This window comes from Endozoicomonas sp. 8E, assembly GCF_032883915.1.
Classification (GTDB): domain Bacteria; phylum Pseudomonadota; class Gammaproteobacteria; order Pseudomonadales; family Endozoicomonadaceae; genus Endozoicomonas_A.
In genome coordinates, this window is sequence record NZ_CP120717.1 from 6,008,190 (window position 1) to 6,027,790 (window position 19,601).

Sequence of the window (19,601 nt, forward strand, 5' to 3'; positions counted from 1 at the left end):
ACAGAAAAACACGCTTATTTTCTTGATCTATCCTTCCTCTCTGTATACCAGAAGGCAAGGATAGAATTATTAGACACTCACTCTTTGCGGCAGCGCTGTTACTGCTATTGTTGTCTGTCATCAGCCAGGCCGAACCGTTGACAAAGCGTTTTATAGTTGAGCTGCAACAGGATGCAGGTACTCCACACCAGAGTTTTACTATAAAGCCGGACCGACTTAGATTGGCTAGTAACCCGTCAGACGTTGCTAACACAAATGTAAAACGGCAAATATCATATAGTTATGACGTAAAAATGACCTTCATTGAGTCAATTTACTGGCAATGGCTTTACGCGACTAACCTGCTGGTTGTTTACGAGCTGATCCTGACCACTATAGAATCTCCAGTGAGTCCCAACCCTTATTCAAGGCTACCGATAGAAACGGTTGTTGCCGTCGGCTGGCTTTTAAAAAACTATTGGAACCCCAACTCACTGCTGTTTAAACCGATTGAACGACAGTCTGAATATATATTGACACAGGAGGGACACCCGTTTGTGGTCACCACTATGGTGACTGATTCCGGAGATGAACAACAAGGCCAACCCTCAGGATCATCTGACCAGCAAGCACCCGAAACACCTATGGGCTCTATAGACTATTTCACCAGCGTTCAATATTCCAACTCTGGTAATGGTGACGAAGCCCCTCAACAACACCAACATACATTGCATCTAAACTGTTTCGTCTATCCCTGTCATGGCGTTTGCAGGTTTCGATCATTGAATAGTCTTCAGCGCCAATGTAGTTCTGGCCAAACCTTTCAGCCTCAGGCTCATCAACCTGATAATCTGCGAATGCCCGGGAATGTGTCTGTCACCTCTGATGATTTGATTATAATCAACGGATTACTCAGCCTTTGTAATCAACGCCCTCTTAAAGAAACCGTAATTTCCTATGCGCCTGGCCATTACATCCCGTCAATGGAAACTTTAGTAACACAACAAACGACAGGACCATCCCAATGGGGTCAAAGACCACCTCATCTCTCTCAGACAGGCAACAGAAAAACCAGAAGCCGCAGCGGGAAACGAACTTGTGACTGGATGCTGGTCGAGGAGAGTGGCCAGCAACGACGATGCGGGAAGGTCTTCAACAATACTCACTCCTTGGCAGCCCACAAAAGCAGATACCACAGCGGCCAAAGAACTTGCGAAGCATTAGTGGTCGGGAAGGATGGTCTGCGGCGACCATGCGGAAAGGTCTGCCAGAATGCTCGCGTCCTGACGGATCACAAAAGAAAAACCCACAGCGGACAACGAACCTGTCATGTAATGGTGATCGGAGAAGATGGCCTGCAGCAAAAATGCGGAAAGGTCTGCCAGAATGCTCGCATCCTGACGGATCACAAAAGAAGGACCCACAGCGGACAACAAACCTGTAATGTGGTGGTGATCGGAGAAGATGGCCTGCAGCAAAAATGCGGGAAGATCTGCAAAAGTACTATAACCCTATCGGATCATAAAATCAGAAGCCACAGCAAACAAAAAACCTGTGAAGTCATCGTGGTCGGAGAGGATAGACGGCAGCGGCCATGCGGTAAGGTCTACAGGAGTATCAGAGCCCTGTCAGATCACAAAAGCAAATACCATACCGGGCAAAAAACCTGTGACGTGACATTGGACGGGGATGACGACAAGGAGCGGCCATGCGGTAAGGTCTGCAGGAATGCTCAAGCCCTGCGGGATCACAACAGAAGGTACCACACCGGACAACAAATCTGTGACATAAAACTGGTCGGAGAGGATAGCCAGCAGCGAACATGCGGGAAGGTCTGCAAAAATTCTGCGGCCCTATCGAGTCATAAAGTCAGAGACCACAGCGAACAAAAAACCTGTGAAGCAACCGTGGTCGGAGAGGATGGCCAGCAGCGGACATGCGGTAGGGTCTACAATAGTGCCAGAGCCCTGTCGGATCACAAAGGCAAATACCATACCGGGCAAAAAACCTGTGACGTGATAGTGGTCGGCAATGACGGTAAAGAGCGACCATGCGAAAAGCTCTGCAACAATGTTCAAGCCCTGTCGGATCACAAAAAAAAAGACCATACCGGGCAGCAAATCTGTGTCGCAAGAGTGGTCGGGAAGGATGGCCAGTGGCGAGCATGCGCAGAGGTCTGCCAGAATGCCCGGGCCATGACGAGTCACAAAAGAAAAAAACACACCGGGCAAAACATCTGTGAAGTGGCCGTGTTCGGAATGGACGACCGGCCACGGCCGTGCGGGATACTGTGCAAGAATGCCAGAGCCCTGTCAGATCACAAATACAAATACCACTCCAGGAAAAAAACCTGTGACGCAGCGTTGGTCACAAGGAATGGCCAGCAGCAGACATGCAGGAAGGTCTTCAAAAATTCTTATGTACTGGCGTATCACAAAAGACAAGCCCACAGCGGGCAACAAATCTGTGACATGACCGTGGTCGGGGAGGATGGCGAGCCGTGGCCATGCGGAGTGGTTTGCAAGAATGCTAATGCCCTGTCGAATCACAAAAGAATACATCGAAAACGCGGGCCTCTTTATGTGGATCAGGATTAGCAACAAGTTTTTGATAGAAAGGCAGGCTTGTTTTCTTGATCTATCCTTCCTCTCTGTATACCAGAACGCAGGGATAGAATTATTAAACTATCACTTTTTGCAGCATCCCTGCTGCTACTGTTGTTGTCTGTCATGGGTCAGGCAGAACCCTTGACAAGGCTTTATATTGTCGAGCTTCAACAGGATGCAGGTTCTCCAAACCAGAGTTTTTCTATAAAACCGGACTGGCATAGATTGGCCGGTAACCCGTCAGACATTACCGACACAAAAAGCTCTTCAGGATCAGACTGTCCACCTTATGACAAACGACGAAGACCAGTTGGTTATGGTGTAAAAGCGACTCTCATTGGATCGATTTTCTGGCAATGGCTTTACGCCATAAACCTGCTCGTTGCTTACGAGCTGATTCTGACCACCAAAGACACCCCTCTTAACCCCACCCCTTATTCGTGGCTACCGATAGAAAAGGCTATCGCTGTCGGCTGGCTTTTAAAAAGCTATTGGACCCCCTATTCACCGCTGTTTAAAGCAATTGATCGACAAAAGGTATCTATGTTGACACGGGGAGGACACCCGTTCGCGGTCACCACTATGGTGCCTGGTTACGGAGATGACCAACAACAAGGCCAACCATCAGGATCATCTGATCAACAAGCCCTCGAAACACCCAACAGCCCTGCAAGCTATTTCATCAGCTTTCAGTATTACGACTCTGGTGATGGTGACGAAGCGCCCCAACAACACCAACATACCCTGGGTTTAAATTGTTTCGTTTATCCCTGTCATGGCGTTTGTAGATTTCGATCAGAATCTAATAGCAGTGAGACCGCAGAGTGGCCGCTGAATTCAGAAGAAAGTCGGACAGGCCAAACGGCAGCGACAGCCGGACAAAACTCACGCTCCCATTTGACTGAAGGACCCCGCCTGAGCTACACAAGTGATTTTGATGCTTTAAACGCGTCGGATTCCCGACAGAGTCCACCTTTAGAAATATTGAATAGCCCCTCTTACGTAGAGTTCCAATGCGTTTCTGATCAACCCTTTCAGGCTTATCAATCTGAAGATGCGCAAATGTACAGGAACGAATCAGTCACCGCTGATGATTTGACTATAGTCGACGGGTTACTGAGTCTTCGTAATCATGGTCCTCTTAAAGAAAGAGAAATTTCCTTCACGCCTGCCCATTCCCCCACCCCAATGGAGACTTTAGAAACACAACAAACAACAAGATCATTCCAATGGGTTCAAAGCCCACCCCATATTTCCCAGACCGGCACCAGTCAAACCACTGACCAGATGAAATCAACCTGTGACTTGTCCGTGGTTCAGGAGAATGGCCCGCAGCAACCATGTGGGAAGTTCTTCAGGAATACTCATGCCCTGAAGCTTCACAAAAGCAGAGTCCACTCTGGGCGAAGAACCTGTGACGTGACAGTGATTGGGGATGATGATACAGGGCGACCTTGCGGGAAAAACTTCAAGAATATTCTCGCCTTGAGGGTTCACAAATGCAGATACCACTCCGGTCAAAAAACCTGTTATATGACAGTCGTCGTAGAAGGTCGGAAGGAGCGGCCATGTAAAAAAGTCTTCAACAACGCTCAGGCCATGTTAGATCACCAACAAAGAGATCACACAGGGTATCAAAGCTGTGACACAAGAGTGCTCGGAAAGGACGGCCAACGGCAACCATGCGGAAAGGTCTGCCTGAATGCTCGTGCCTTGACGGATCACAAAAGAAGATACCACTCCGGACAAAAAACCTGTGACATAAAGGTGATCGGGGAGGATAACCAGCAGCGACCATGCGGGAAGGTCTTCAAGAATACTCCATCTCTGTCGTTCCACAAAAAAAGATACCACAGCGAAAAAAAAACCTGTGATATAGAGCTGGTCGGGGAGGATAACCAGCAGCGACCATGTGGGAGAGTCTTAAAGAGTGCTTATGCTCAGTGACTTCACAAAAATAGAGTCCACACAGGGCAAAGAGTCTGTGACGTGACATTGGTCGGGGATGATGCTGAAGAAGGACCATGCGGGATGCTCTACCAGAATGCTCGCGCCCTGAAGGATCACAAAAGAAAACATCGAAAACGCAAGCCTGCTGATTTCGAGCAGATGCACCACAGCCCTCCAAAAAATAAAGCAAATAAGAAACGATCTTTAGCAGAAGGTTTTTGACAGAAAACATAGTTGCTTTCTTGATCTATCCTTCCTCTCTGTTAGCCAGAAAGCAAGGATAGAATTATTATACACTCACTCTATTCGGCACTGCTGTTGCCGCTACTGTTCTTGTCTTCCATCTGCCAGGCCGAACCATTGACAAGACATTTCATTGCTGGGCTTCAACAGAATGCAGGTTTTCCAAATCAGAGCTTTTCTATAAAGCCAGTCCGCTATAAATTGCCAGGTAGACCGTCGTGCATTGCCAATATAAACGGCTACACAGGACCAGATTCAGCACCTTATAATATACGCCACAAATTTAACAGTTACGAGATAGTAACAACTCTCACTGAGTCGATTTCCTGGCAATTGCTTTACGCCAAGAATCTGCTGATTGCCTTCGAACTGATCCTGACCAACAGAGATATCCCTCCGGGCCTCAGCTCTTATTCATGGCTAAAGATAGAAACGGATGTCGCTGTCGGTTGGTTTTTAAAAAGCTGGTGGAACCTCGATTCAGTGCAGCTTAATCTGCTTCAACAACAAAAGATAAGTCAGGATCAACCGTTTGTGATTGCCACCATGATGCATGGCCCTGTAAATTACCAACAACAAGGCCAAGCATCAGGATCAGCTGACCAACAAGCACCAACATCACCCGCCCACCCGATAGGCTATTTCAACAGTCATCTCTATTGCGACTCTGGCGAAGGTAAAGGAGACCCTCAACAACACAGACACACTTTGAGTTTAAATTGTTTCGTTCATCCCTGTTATGGGGTTTGTCAACTGCGACCATCATCTGATAGCGAAACGCAGAATTCTGAAGAAACTTTGACAGGCTTCAGAGAAGCAAGACCCGGACAAAACTCGTGCCCACACCTGGCGAATGGATCCTGCTTTAGTTGCACAGATAATTTTAACCCTGTAGACGTTATATATTCTGAACAAAACACACCTTTCGAAAGATTGGATATTCATTCTGGCATTCAAGCCCCATTCGATTCTGGCCAACCATCTCAGGGGGAGGACCTTGATGAGAACTCAAAGAATAACTGCAACCCCCGAGCAGAGGTCGCCATAGACTTAATGAGTGCTGAAGCAACCTATACTATTGACACAACCGGGCCACTCAATCATGAACTCTCAATATCCCCGAATTTAACTGCCACCAGTGATAATTTGGGATGTATTGGTGAGCCACTCGATGTAAAGACTCTTCTCAAGGAAGAAGAAATTACCTCTACCCTACCCCATACGAATAAACGACTGACAACCAATGAATCATCCCAACCGGATCAGAGCCATCCACATCTTTCACAGACAGGGCCAACACCAGCCAAAGACAACTTTGGTCAACTAATATGTAAAGTAGTCGTGGTCAGGAAGGATGGTTACCAACAACCATGCTGGACTTTCTGCAAGAATGCTCGTGCCATGTCGACTCACCAAAGCAGATACCACCGAGGACAACGAACCTGTGAGTTGATGGTGGTCAGGAAGAATGGTCAGCAAAGACCATGCGGAAAGCTCTGCCAGAATGCCAATGCCCTATGGACTCACAAAAGAAGAGATCACAGCGGACAACAAACTTGTGACGAAACCGTGGTCGGGAAGGATGGCCGACTGCGGCCATGCGGAGTGGTCCTCAAGAACGCTCTATCTATGTCATGTCACAAAACCAAATACCACACTGGGGAAAAAATCTGTGACAAGCCCCTGGTCGAGGAGGATGGCTGGCAGCGGCCTTGTGGGGCGGTCTGCAAGAATGCTGTATCTTTGTCGTATCACAGAAGAAAAAAGCACACCGAGCAAAAAACCTGCGTCGTAACAGTGATCGGGGAGGATGGCCAGCCGAGGCCATGCATGAAGGTCTTGAGCAGTTCTCAATGTCTGTCGTTTCACAAAAAAAGATACCACTCCGGACAAAAAACCTGTGACGTGCCCGTGGTCGGGACGGATGGTCAGCAGCAACCATGTGGAAAGGTCTACAAGAATCTTGCGTCTCTGGCGACTCACAAAAGCGGATACCACAGCGGAAAAAAAATCTGTGACATAGCTGTGGTCGCGAAAGGTGGCCAGCAGAGATCATGCGGAAAGGTCTTCAGCAATTCTGCATCTCTGTCGGAGCACAAAAGAAAACATCGAAAACGCAAGCCTGATAGTGTAGCGCAGGACGATGATCTCCCTCCGCAAGATAAAGCGAATAAGTAACGGTCTTCAACAGAGGTTTCGACAGAGAAACACGCTTATTTTCTTGATCTATCCTTCCTATCTGTATAATGGAACGCAAGGACAGGATTATTAAACACTCACTTTTTTCGACACCGCTGTTGCTGCTACTGTTCTTATCTGGCATCGGCAAGGCCGAACTGTTGACCAGACGTTTTATTGTCGAGTTTCAACAGAATGCAGGTTTGACAAACCAGATTTTTTTCATAAAGCCAGACCGGCCTTCACTGTCAGGCATTGCTGGTACAGACGGCTATGCAAGACCATATTTACGCCCTGACTATATACGTCAATGGCATTACTGTTGCGAAATAAAAACAACCACTATTGAGTCGATTTCCTGGCAATGGCTTTACGCCAGGAATCTGCTTGCCGCTCATGAACTGATTCTGACCACCAGAAACCCTCTTCGCAGTCCCCCCACTTATTCATGGCTACCAATAGAAGCGGCTATAGTTGTCGGTTGCTTTTTAAAAAGCTATTGGAACAACGATTTATCCCTGTTTAACTCTATTGAACAACAAAAGTCGACATCTACCTTTACACAGGTAAGACACCCATTTACCAGCTCCACTGTGATGTTTGGCTCTGGAAATGACCAGCAACCCTATCAGCAACAAGAACAGCCATCAGAATCATCCGGCCAGCATGCTCCGGCAGCCACAGACTATATAACCAGCGTCCTGCATGCTCGTTCGGGTGACGGTAACGAAAGCCCTCAACAAGAGCAACATACTTTGAGTTTGAATTGTTTCGTCCGCCCCTGTCATGGCGTTTGTCAATTCCGACTATCTAACGAAAGCATGTGGCCAGCTGAATGGTCACTGAATTGTGAGGAAGATTTCACAGCCCAGACAGGATCAACACCCGGACAAAGCTCAAGCCCTCATTTAGTCGATGAAGACAACCCTGAATATATAATCCATATCAGTTCTGTAAACGCTGCAGATTCTCAACAAGATTTGGGCTCGAAAATACTGAGCGAGATCTTTGACATTAAAGTCGGACTCAATCCTGACCAACTTTTTCAGCCACCAGCGCATCAGTCGCAGTCTCATAGCATGGATGCAGGCCTGACGAGTGCACAGGCAGTCTGCACAATTGCCCCTTCCAGGCAAAAAAACTGTGACCCGACTTTAGTCGGGGAGGATGGCCAGCAGCAGCCATGTGGAAAGGTCTGTAAAAATCCTCAATCTATCTCATCCCACAAGGCAAGCACCCACAACGGGCAACAAACCTTTTTAATGCCCGTGTTCGGGGAGGTTGGCCTTATGTGCCCATGCGGGAGGATCTACAAGAATGCTAAAGCGCTGTCAGCTCACAAAAGCAGAGTACACACCGAGCCAAAAAGCTGTGTCGTGTCTGTATTCGGGGAGGATGGTCTCATACATCCATGCGGAAGGGTCTGCAAGAATGCACAAGCTCTGTCAATTCACAAAAGCAGAGATCACACTGGGACAATGTTCTGCAAAGCATCCGTGCCCGGGGAAGATGGCCTCCTTCGGCCATGCGGGAAGCTCTACAGCAATGCCAAAGCCCTGTCGTCTCACAAATACTCATACCACACCGGGCAAAAAACCTGTGACCTGATGGTGATCGGTGAGAATGGTCAGCAGCAGTTATGTGGGACGATCTTTAAGAATAAAAAAAGCCTCCATGAACACAAAAGAAGGTACCACAGCGGGGAAAGAACCTGTCTCACAAACGTAGTCGGGGAGGATGGCCGACAGCTGCCATGCGGGATAATCTGCAACAATTCCGGAGCCCTGTCGGAACACAAAAGAAAACATCACACCGCGCAGCAAACCTGTTTTGAGACTGTGGTCGGCAAGGACGGCCAACAACGGCCATGCGGTAAGGTCTGCAACAATGCCAAAGCCTTTTCGGGTCACAGAAGAGTGCATCGAAAATGCAAGCCTGCTGATGTGGAGCATGACGATGACTTTACTCCTCCAAAAGCTAAAAAAACGAAGCAGTAATGATCTTTAACTGAGGGTCTTTAACGGAAGGTCTTTGACAGAAAAACTCCTTTATCTTCTTGTTCTATTCTTCTTCTCTGTATACCAGAACGCAAGGATAGAATTATTAAACACTCACTTTTTGCGGCAGCGCTGTTGCTGCTTCCGTTGCTGGCAGTCATCGGCCAGACCCAACCGCCGACAAAGCGTTTTATTGTCGAGATTCAACAGAGCCCGAGTCTTCCAAAACGGAGCTTTTTAATAAAGACATACCGGAAAAAATGCTCGGATAACCCGTCGGGCCCTGCTGACACCAATGGCCATGCAAGACTGGATTTACCATCCGATAATATACGTCAGAAATCTAACAGTTACGAAGTAAAAACAACTATCATTGAGTCGATTTTCTGGCGATGGCTTTACGCCACGAATCTGCTGGCTGCCGTCGAACTGATCTTTACTGCCAGAGTCTCCCCTCTTAGCTCCACACCTTGTTCATGGCTACCGGTAGAAGCTGCTATAGCTGCCGGTTGGTTTTTAAAAGGCTATGGGAGCCCCTATTCACTGCTGTTTAACCCGATGGAACAACAAGAGGCGAGATCCATCTCGAGACAGAGGGATCAACCAGTTACCAAAATCGCTATAATGTATGGCTCAGGAAACAACCAACAACCTTGTCAGCAGCAAGAGCAGCCGTCAGAATCATCCGACCAGCAGGCTCCGGCAGCCCCGGGCTTCTCTACCAGTGTCCTGCATTCTCACTCGGGTGACGGTAACGAAGACCCTCAACAGCAGCATACTTTGGGTTTAAATTGTTTTGTCCAGCCCTGTTATGGCATTTGTATATTCCGACCATCTTCCAAAAGCATGGAATTGCCTGAATGTTCGCTGAATTATGAAGACGGGTTCGCCCCGGATTCAATAGACACAGGGACAACCGATACAACGGCCCCCGCCGGGCAGGCAAGCTGCAACGTGGTAATGGTCGGGAAAACTGGCCAGCTGTGGCAATGCGAGAGAGCCTTCAAAAGTGCTCAAGCCCTGTGTAAACACAAAAAAAAAGACCATTCCCAAAAAATCTGTGACGTGGCCGTGTTCAGGAAGGATGGCCAGCTGCGGCCATGCGGGATGGTCTGCAAGAGTTATAAGGCACAGTTGGATCACAAAAGAAGATTCCACACTGGTGAACAAATCTGTAACGTGACTGTGGTTGGCGAAGATCACCAACCACGGCTATGCGGAAAGGTCTGCAAGAATGCTCAAACCCTGTCAGTTCACAAAAGCAAATTCCACAGCGGCCAAAAAACCTGTAACTTGATCGCGGTTGGGGAAGATGGCCAGCCGCGGCGATGCGGGGCGGTCTACAAGAATTCTGGAGCTCTGTCGGATCACAAAAGAAAAGACCACACCGGGCAACAAACCTGTGACGTGAACTTAGTCGGAAAGGAGGGTCAGCAACAGCCATGTGGGAAAGTCTGCAAGAATGCCAGTGCTCTCTCCGTTCACAAAAGCAGATATCACACCGGGCAACAAACCTGTGACGTGAACGTGGTTGGGGAGGATGGTCAGCAACAGCCATGCGGAAAAGTCTACAAGAATGCCTGTAACCTCTCTATTCACAAAAGCAGATATCACACCGGGCAACAAAACTGTGCCATGATCGTGGTCGGGGAGGATGGTCAGCAGCAGCCATGCGGGAAAATCTGCAAAAATGCCATTGCCCTCTCCGTTCACAAAAGCAGACACCACACCAGACAACAAACCTGTGACGTGACCGTGGTCGGGGAGAATAGTCAGCAGCAGCCATGCGGGACGGTCTGCAGAAGTGCTCAAGATCTCTCGAATCACAAAAGAATACACCAAAAACGCAAGCCTGTTGATGTTAGCCAGAATGATGACCTCACTACTCCAGAAGGTAAAGCCAACAGGTAACGATTACTGACAGAAGTCTTTTGACAGAAACGCATCTTTATTTTCTTGATCTATCCTTCCTTTCTGTAAGCCGGAGCGCAAGGATAGAATTATTAAGCACACACCCTTTGCGGTAATACTGTTGCTGCTAACGTTGTTACCTGCCATCGGCCAGACCGAACCGCTGACAAGGCGTTTTATTGTCGAACTTCAACAGAGTTCAGGTCTTCCGAAACAAGGCTTTTCAATAAAGCCATACCGGAGTAAATGGTCGGATAACCCGTCAGGCCTTGCCGACAACAATGGCTACGCAAGACTAGATTTAGCCTCTAATTGTATACGTCAGATATCTAATAATTATGAAGTAAAAACAACTATCATCGAGTCGATTTCTTGGCGGTGGCTTTGCGCCACGAACCTGCTGGCTGCCGTCAAACTGATCTTTACCACCAGATTTTCTCCTCTGAGCTCCACACCTTGTTCATGGCTACCGGTAGAAGCCGCTATAGCTGTCGGTAGGCTTTTAAAAGGCCATTGGAACTCCGATTCACCGATATTTAACCCGATTGAACATCGCAATGAGACAACAGCGTTGACACAAAGGGGACACCCATTTGCCATCATCACTATGATGTTCGGCTCTGGAAATAATCAACAAACCTGTCAGCAAAAAGACCAACCACCAGAGTCATCCTGCCAGTCCCCACCGGTGGCCACTGGCTACTTCACCAGTGTCCTTTATCCTTGGTCGGGTGACGGTAACAAGGGCCCTCAACAACAGCAACATACTTTGAGTTTAAATTGTTTCGTCCAGCTCTGTTATGGCGTTTGTAAATTCAGACCATCTTCTGAAAGCCCAGGGCCAGCTGAACGGTCGCTGAACTGTGAAGAAGGAGTCGCCTCAGACGGAGTCACTCCGGACTCAACACGGGCAACCGCCACAACCTCCCCTGCCGGGCAGGCAACCTGCTACCTGATAGAGGTTGGGAAGGATGGCCAGCTTCGACAATGCGAGAAAGTCTACAAAAGTACTCAAGCCCTATCGAATCACAAAAGAAGAGTCCATTCCAGACAAAAAACCTGTAACGTGACCGTCTCCATGGAGGATGGCCAGCTGCAGCCATGTGGAAAGGTCTGCAAAAATGCTCACTCTCTGACGTCTCACAAAAGAAACTTCCATACCGGGGAAAAAACCTGTGAGGTAACTATGATCGGGGGGAATGGCCAGCTGCGGCCATGTGGAAAGGTCTGCAAGAGTGCTCAAGACCTGTCGATTCACAAAAGCAAATCCCATAGCGGGCAAAGAACCTGTGACATGACCATTATCGGGAAAAATAATCAGCCGCAACCCTGTGGGAAGGTCAACAAGAATGCTTATACCCTGTCGCTTCACAAATGCAGAGTTCACGGCAGGCGAAGAATCTGTTACGAAACAGTGATCGAAGAGGATGGCCAGCAGCGACCATGCAGAACAGTCTGCAAGAATGCTAGAGTTTTTTCGGATCACAAAAGAAGTTTCCACACTGGGCTTCAAACCTGTGACGTGACCGTGGTCGGGAAAGATGGCCAGCAACAGCCGTGTGGAAAGACCTACAAAAATGCTAAATCTCTATCCAGCCACAAGAGCCATTACCACACCGGACAAAGAACCTGTGACGTGATTTTTGTCGGAAAGGATGGGCAATTGCAGCTATGTGGAAGGGACTACAAGAATGCTAAGGCCTTGTCAGATCACAAATCAAAAGTTCATAGAGGGAAAAAAAACTTTGACATTGCAATAGTTGGAGAGGGTGGCCAGCAGCGGACGTGCGAAAAAGTCTTTAAGAACGCTAAAGTCATGTCTGAGCACAAAAGAAAACATCGAAAACGCAAGCTTATTGATGTGGAGCAGAATGATGACCTCAGCCCTCCAGAAGGTAAAGCGAATGAGTAACAATCTTTAACAGAAGTTTTTTGACAGAGAAACACGCTTATTTATTGATCTATCCTTCCTCTCTGTAAATCAGAAGGCAAGGATAGAATTATTAAGTACTCATTCTTTCCGGCACCGCTGTTGCTGATACTGTTATTGTCTTTCAGCGGCCAGGCCGAACCGTTGACAAGACGCTTTATTTTCGAGCTTCAACAAGTTGCAGGTTCTTCAGACCAGAGCTTTTCCGTAAAGTCAGACAGGCCTGCATTGTCGGGTTATCCGTCAGTTATTGTCGGCACTGACGGCAAATCAGGATCAGATTTCCCATCTGATTATAAACGACAAAAGATTAACAGTTTCGAGGTAAAAACAACCCTCATCAAGCCGACTTCCTGGCAGTTGCATTACACCATGAATCTGATGATTTCCTTTGAACTGATCCTGACCACCAAAGACACCCCTCTGATCCCCATCACTTATTCATGGCTACCAATAGAAACGGTTGTCGCTATAGGCTGGCTTTTAAAAAGCTATTGGAATCCCGATTCACCTCTGTTTAACCCGGTTGAACGAAACGAGGCGACACCCGCATTGACACAGCGGGAACATCCATTTGCCACTATCACTATGATGTTTGGCTCTGGAAATAAGCAACAGCCCTGTCAGCAACAGGGCCAAGCATCAGAATCATCTAACCGACAGGTCCCGTTAGCCAAAGGCTATTTCACCAGCGTACTGTATTCTCGCTCGGGTGACGGTAACGAGGACCCTCAACAACAGCAACATACTTTGGGTTTAAATTGTTTTGTCCACCCCTGTCATGGCGTTTGTCGAATCCCACCAGCATCCGATGATAAAGAGGCTGCTGAATGGCCAATGAATTCCGAAGAAAGTTCGACAGGCCATATGGGAGCAACTCCCGGACAAAGCTCACGCCCCCATTTAACCGAAGGCCACTGCTTGAGTTGCATAGGTAGTTCTTATGCTTTAAAGGCCAGAGATTCACGACAAAACCCGCCTCACAAAATATTGAATAGTCTCTCTACCATTCAACGCCAATGCCCTTCTGAGCAACCCTTTCAGCCTCAGGTTCATCAGCCTGATGATACGCGAATGAACAGGAATGTGCCTGCCACCTCTGATGATATGATTATAATCAAAGGGTTACTCGATCTACATAATCATAGACCTCTTGAAGAAGCCGAAATTTCACATTCTCCTGCCCATTTCACTACCTCAATAGAGAATTCAGAAAGACAACAAACGACGACAGGATCATTTCAATTGGCTCAAAGCCCAACTCATCTTTCTGAGACACGCACGAAGCAGGCCACAGACAACAACGGGCAACAAACCTGTTTCAAGACATTGACCGGGAAGGATGGCCAGCAACGGCGATGCGGAAAGATCTGCAATAATGCTCGAGCCCTGTCGAATCACAAAAAAAGAGACCACACCGGGCAACAAACCTGCAACCTGACAGTAATCGGAAAAGATGGCCACCAACTGCGATGCAGGAAGGTCTGCAATAATGCTCGCGCCCTTTTGGATCACAAAAGAAACTCCCACACCGGGCGACAAACCTGCAACTTAACAGTCACAGGGAAGGATGGTCAGCCGAGCCTGTGCGCAGCAGTCTTCAAGAATCTTAGATCGTTTACATCTCACAAAACCAGAATCCACACCGGGCAAAAAAAATGTGAAGTGATCGTGGTCGGGGAGGAGGGTCATGAACGGCCATGTGGTATGGTCTGCAAGAATTCTCAAGCCCTTTGGGATCACAAACAAAAAAAACACACCGGACAAAAAATCTGTCACGCGACAGTGGACGCAGAGGATGGCCAGCAGCAACCATGCGGGAAGATCTGCCAGAATGCTCGTTCCCTGTCGGATCACAAAAGCAAATACCACAGTGGACAAAAAATCTGTGGTGTAATATTGGTCGGTAAGGATGACCAGCAGCGACCGTGCGGGAAGCTCTGCAAGCATTCCAGAGCCCTGGAGCTTCACAAAAAAAGTGCACACGCCGGGCAAAAAACCTGCCACTCAGCAATAGTAGGGAAGGATGGTCAGCCAAAGCCGTGCGGAGTAGTCTTTAGGAATCTTCAATCTCTGACATCTCACAAACGCAGATTCCACAGCGGGCAAAAAACCTGTGGTGTGATAGTGGCAGTGGAGGATGGCCAGCCTCAGCCATGCGGGATGGTCTGCAGGAGTTCTGGAGCTCTGTCGGATCACAAAAGAAGAGACCATAGCGGGCAAAAAACCTGTTATGTGATGCTGGCAGAGGAGGATGGCCAGCCGCAGCCATGCGGCATGGTCTGTAAAAGTGCTCAAGATCTCTCGAATCACAAAAGAATACATCGAAAACGCAAGCCTGTTGATGTCAGCCAGAGTGATGACCTCAGTGCTTCAGGAGGTAAAGCCAACAGGTAAAGATCACCAACAGAAGTCTTTTGACAGAAAAGCACCTTTATTTTCCTGATCTATCCTTCCTCTCTGTAAGTCGGAACACAAGGATAGAATTATTAAGCACACACTGTTTGCGGCGCTGCCGTTGCTGCTACCGTTGTTGTCTGCCATCAGCCAGACCGAACCATTGACAGGGCGTTTTATTGTCGAGCTTCAACAGAGTTCAAGTCTTCCAAAACAGAGCTTTTCAATAAAGCCATACCGGAGTAAATGGTCGGATAACCCGTCAGACCCTGCCGACACTTACTCAAGACTGGATTTACCATCCGATAATATACGTCAGATATCTAACAATTACGAAGTAAAAACAACTATCATTGAGTCAATTTCCTGGCGATGGCTTTACTTCACGAATCTGCTGACTGCCGTCGAACTGATCTTTACCACCAGAGTCTCCCCTCTGAGTTCCACGCCCTGTTCATGGCTACCAGTAGAAGCCGCTATAGCTGTCAGTTGGTTTTTACAAGGCTATTGGAGCCCCAGTTCACTGCAGTTAAATCCGATGGAGCATCAAGAGGCAACATCCATCTTGAGACAGGGAGATCAACCATTTACCAACATCGCTATAATGTTTGGCTCTGGAAATAACCAACAACTTTATCAGCAACAAGATCAGCCATCAGAATCATCCGGCCAGCACGCTCCGGTTGCCACGGGCTACTCTACCAGTATCCTGTATTCTCGCTCGGGTGACGGTAACGACGACCCTCCACAGCATCATACCTTGGGTTTAAATTGTTTTGTCCAGCCCTGTTATGGCGTATGTAAATTCCGACCCTCTTTCGAAAGCATGGAATTAGCTGAATGTTCGCTGAATGATGAAAACGGAGTCGCCTCGGATTCAATAGACGCTGGAACAACCGATAAAACGGCCACTGCCGGGCAGGAAACCTGCAACATAGTAGTGGTCAGGGGGAGTGGCCAGCCGCGGCAATGCGAGAAAGTCTTCAAAAGTGCTCAAGCCCTGTGTAGACACAAAAAAAGAGTCCATAGCAGGCAAAAAATCTGCGCCCTGGCCGTGTTCAGGGAGGATGGCCAGTTGCGAACATGCGGAAAAATTTGTAAAAATGCCGACTCGTTGAGGTCTCACAAAAGACGCTTCCACAGCGGAGAGCAAACCTGTGATGCCACCGTGATCGGGGAGGATGGCCAGCTGGAGCCATGCGGACAGGTCTGCGAGAGTGCTCAAACCCTGTCAACTCACAAAAGCAAAGTCCATAGCGGGCTGAAAACCTGTGACTCGACCGAGGTTGGGGAGTACGGCCAGCTAAAGCCATGCGGGGTGGTCTGCAAGGGTAATAAGGCACTGTCGGATCACAAAAGAAGATTCCACACTGGTGAACAAATCTGTGACGTGACCTTAGTTGAGAAGGATCACCAACCGCGGCTATGCGGAAAAGTCTGCAAGAGTGCTCAAGCCCTGTCAACTCATAAAAGCAAACTCCACAGCGGCCAAAGAACGTGTAACTTGACTGTGGTTGGGGAAGATGGGCAGCCGCGGCGATGCGGGGTGGTCTTAAGGAGTTCTCAAGCTCTGTTGGGTCACAAAAGACGAGACCACTCCGGGCCACAAACCTGTGACGTAAAATTGGTCGGAAAGGAGGGTCAGCAGCTACTATGTGGGAAAATCTGCAAGAATGCCAGTGCTCTTTCCGTTCACAAAAGCAGATCTCACAGCGGGCAACAAACCTGTGAAGTGACCGTGGTCGGGGAGAATCGTCAGCAACAGCCATGCGGAAAAGTCTACAAGAATGCCAGTAGCCTCTCCGTTCACAAAAGCAGATATCACACTGGGCAACAAACCTGTGACGTGAACGTGATCGGGGAGGATGGTCAGCAGCAGCCATGCGGGAAGGTCTGCCAGAATGCTCGTGCCCTGTCGGATCACAAAAGAACAAGCCACACCGGGCAACAAACCTGCAACGCGATCCTGGCCGCAGAGAATGGCCGACCGCAGCCATGCGGGATGGTCTGCAAAAATGCTCAACATCTCTCGAATCACAAAAGAATACATCGAAAACGCAAACCTGTTGATGAGGAACAGGACGATGACCTCACTCCTCCAGAAGGTAAAACGAAAAAGTAATGATCTTTAGCAGAAGGTCTTGAACAGAAAAACACCCTTATTTTCCTGATCTATCCTTCTTCTCGTAAAGTCAGAAAGCAAGGATAGAATTATTAAACATTCATTTTTTGTGGGGCCGCTGTTGCTGCTAGCGTTGTTGTTTGTCAGCGGCCAGGCCGAATCGTTGACAAAGCATTTTATTGTCGAGTTTCAACAGAGTTCAGGTCTTCCAAACCAGGGTTTTTCTATAAATCCAGACCAACGAACATGGTCGGATAGCCTGTCAGGCCTTGCCGACACAAACAGTTATGCAAGACCAGACTTACCACCCGATAATAAACGACATATATCTATCAATTACGGAATAAAAACAACCATCATTAACTCGATTTCCTGTCGATGGCTTTACGCCACGAATCTGCTGGTTGCCTTCGAACTGATCCTGACCACCAGAGCCCCCCCTCTGAGCTCCTCACCTTATTCATGGCTACCGGTAGAAGCGGCTGTCGCTTCTGGCTGGCTTTTAAAAAGCTATTGGAGCTCCTATTCACTGTTGTTTAACCCGATCGAACAACAAGAGACGACATCCATCTTCAGACAAGAGGATCAGCCATTTACCAATATCGCTATAATGTTTGGCTACGGAAATAATCAACAACCCTGTCAGCAACAGGACCAGCCATCAGAATCATCCAGTCGGCAAGCTCCGACAGCCAGAGGCTATTTCTCCAACGTCGTATCTTCTCGCTCGGGTGACGGTAACGAAGGCCCTCAACAACAGCAACATACTTTGGATTTAAATTGCTTCGTCCAGCCCTGTTATGGCGTTTGTGAATTCCGACTATCTTCCGAAAGCGTGGGGCCAACTGAATCTTCGCTGAATTATCAAGACGGGGTCGCCTCAGACGGGGTCGCCTCAGACAGGGTCATCCCGAACTCAATGGGTGCAGCAGCAACCAATAAAAGAGCCTCTGCCGGGCAGGCAACCTGCAACGTTGTAATGGTTGGGGAGGTTGGGCAGCTGCTGCAATGCGAGAGGATCTTCAAAACTGCTCAAGCCCTGCGTAATCACAAAAAAAGAGTCCATACCGGGCAAAAAATCTGTGATGCAACCGTGTTCAGGGAGGATGGCCAGCCGCGGCCATGTGGAAAAGTCTACAAAAATGCTGATTCTCTGTCGTCTCACAAAAGACTCTTCCACACCAGGCAACAAACCTGTGACGTGACAGTGGTCGGGGAGGATGGTCAGCAGCCATGCGGGAAAGTCTGCAAGAACGCTCATTCTCTGTTGTCTCACAAAAGAAACTTCCACACCGGGAAACAAGTCTGTGACGTTAATGTGATCGGGGGGGATGGCCAACAGCAGCCATGCGGAATAGTCTGCAGGAGTGCTCAAAACCTGTCGGAACACAAAAACAAATTCCACGGTGGGCAAAAAACCTGTGAACTGGCCATTATCGGGGAAGATGGCCAGCCGCAACCCTGCGGGAGGATCTGCAAGAATACTTATAACCTGTTGTTCCACAAATACAGAGTCCACGGCAAGCAACAAATCTGTGACACGTTAGTGGTCGGGGAAGGTGGCAAGCAGCGACAATGCAAGAAGGTCTGCAAAAATGCTCTTGCCCTGTCGGCTCACAAAAGCAAGTACCACAGAGGGCAACAAAACTGTGACGTGACCGTGGTCTGGGAGGATGGCCAGTCGCGACCATGCGGGAGAGTCTGCAAGAATGCCAGTGTCCTTTCAAGTCACAAAAGCAGATTCCACAGTGGAGAAAGAGCCTGTGACTCAGTCGTGATTGGAGAAGATGGCCAGCTGCGGCCATGCGGGATGGTCTGCAGGAGTTATGGAGCTCTGTGCGATCACAGAAGAAAAGACCACACCGGGCCAAAAACCTGTAACGTGAACCTGGTCAGAAAGGCGGGTCAGCAGCAGCCATGTGGGAAAATCTGCAAGAATGCCAGTGCTCTCTCAGTTCACAAAAGCAAATGCCACAGTAGACAACACACCTGTAACACGACAGTAGTTGGGGTGGACAGCCAGCCGCGGCCATGCGGGAAGGTCTGTAAAAGTGCTCAAGATCTCCCGAATCACAAAGGAACACATCGAAAACGCAAGCCTGTTGATGCGAACCAGGAGGGTGACCTCACTACTCCAAAAGGTAAAGCCGACAGATAACGGTCTTCAACTGAAGGTTATTGACAGAGTAACACCCTTATTTTTCTGGTCTATCCTTCCTTTCTGTAAACTAGAACGCAAGAATAGAATTATTAAACTCTCACTCCCTGCGGCACTGCAGTTGCTGCTA

General features: G+C 48.4%; 10 protein-coding genes. All 10 read left to right on the forward strand.

The annotated features are described in order from the left end of the window. Positions 1 to 137: 137 nt before the first annotated feature. The 10 genes from P6910_RS20965 (at position 138) to P6910_RS21010 (ending at position 19,471) form a co-directional block, all read left to right on the forward strand. Positions 138 to 2,576 (forward strand): hypothetical protein, encoded by a 2,439-nt coding sequence (locus P6910_RS20965; RefSeq protein ID WP_317143202.1) that lies wholly within the window; start codon positions 138 to 140, stop codon positions 2,574 to 2,576. Positions 2,577 to 2,696: 120 nt separating this feature from the next. Then, positions 2,697 to 4,532 carry a hypothetical protein gene (locus tag P6910_RS20970; protein ID WP_317143203.1) on the forward strand — a complete coding sequence of 612 codons (1,836 nt, stop codon included), beginning with the start codon at positions 2,697 to 2,699 and terminating at the stop codon, positions 4,530 to 4,532. Positions 4,533 to 4,574: 42 nt separating this feature from the next. Then, positions 4,575 to 4,757, forward strand: coding sequence for a hypothetical protein (locus P6910_RS20975; RefSeq protein ID WP_317143204.1), 183 nt, complete (start codon positions 4,575 to 4,577; stop codon positions 4,755 to 4,757). Positions 4,758 to 4,895: 138 nt separating this feature from the next. Continuing rightward, positions 4,896 to 6,956: a hypothetical protein gene (locus P6910_RS20980; RefSeq protein ID WP_317143205.1), complete on the forward strand. Its 2,061-nt coding sequence runs from the start codon at positions 4,896 to 4,898 to the stop codon at positions 6,954 to 6,956. A gap of 68 nt (positions 6,957 to 7,024) precedes the next feature. Further along, the gene (locus P6910_RS20985; protein ID WP_317143206.1) at positions 7,025 to 8,953 is read left to right on the forward strand and encodes a hypothetical protein; all 1,929 of its coding nucleotides are present in this window, start codon (positions 7,025 to 7,027) and stop codon (positions 8,951 to 8,953) included. A gap of 135 nt (positions 8,954 to 9,088) precedes the next feature. After that, complete coding sequence (locus P6910_RS20990) at positions 9,089 to 10,864, forward strand: hypothetical protein (protein ID WP_317143207.1); 1,776 nt, start codon at positions 9,089 to 9,091, stop codon at positions 10,862 to 10,864. Between the two features lie 133 nt (positions 10,865 to 10,997). Further along, a complete protein-coding gene (locus P6910_RS20995) occupies positions 10,998 to 12,776 on the forward strand; it encodes a hypothetical protein (RefSeq protein ID WP_317143208.1) in 1,779 nt (592 codons plus the stop codon). A gap of 120 nt (positions 12,777 to 12,896) precedes the next feature. After that, entirely contained in the window at positions 12,897 to 15,191 is a 2,295-nt protein-coding gene (locus P6910_RS21000; protein WP_317143209.1) for a hypothetical protein, read from the forward strand. 121 nt (positions 15,192 to 15,312) lie between these two features. Continuing rightward, the gene (locus P6910_RS21005) at positions 15,313 to 17,313 is read left to right on the forward strand and encodes a hypothetical protein (RefSeq protein WP_317143210.1); all 2,001 of its coding nucleotides are present in this window, start codon (positions 15,313 to 15,315) and stop codon (positions 17,311 to 17,313) included. A 163-nt stretch (positions 17,314 to 17,476) separates the two neighbouring features. Continuing rightward, complete coding sequence (locus P6910_RS21010) at positions 17,477 to 19,471, forward strand: hypothetical protein (RefSeq protein WP_317143211.1); 1,995 nt, start codon at positions 17,477 to 17,479, stop codon at positions 19,469 to 19,471. The last annotated feature ends 130 nt before the right edge of the window (positions 19,472 to 19,601 follow it).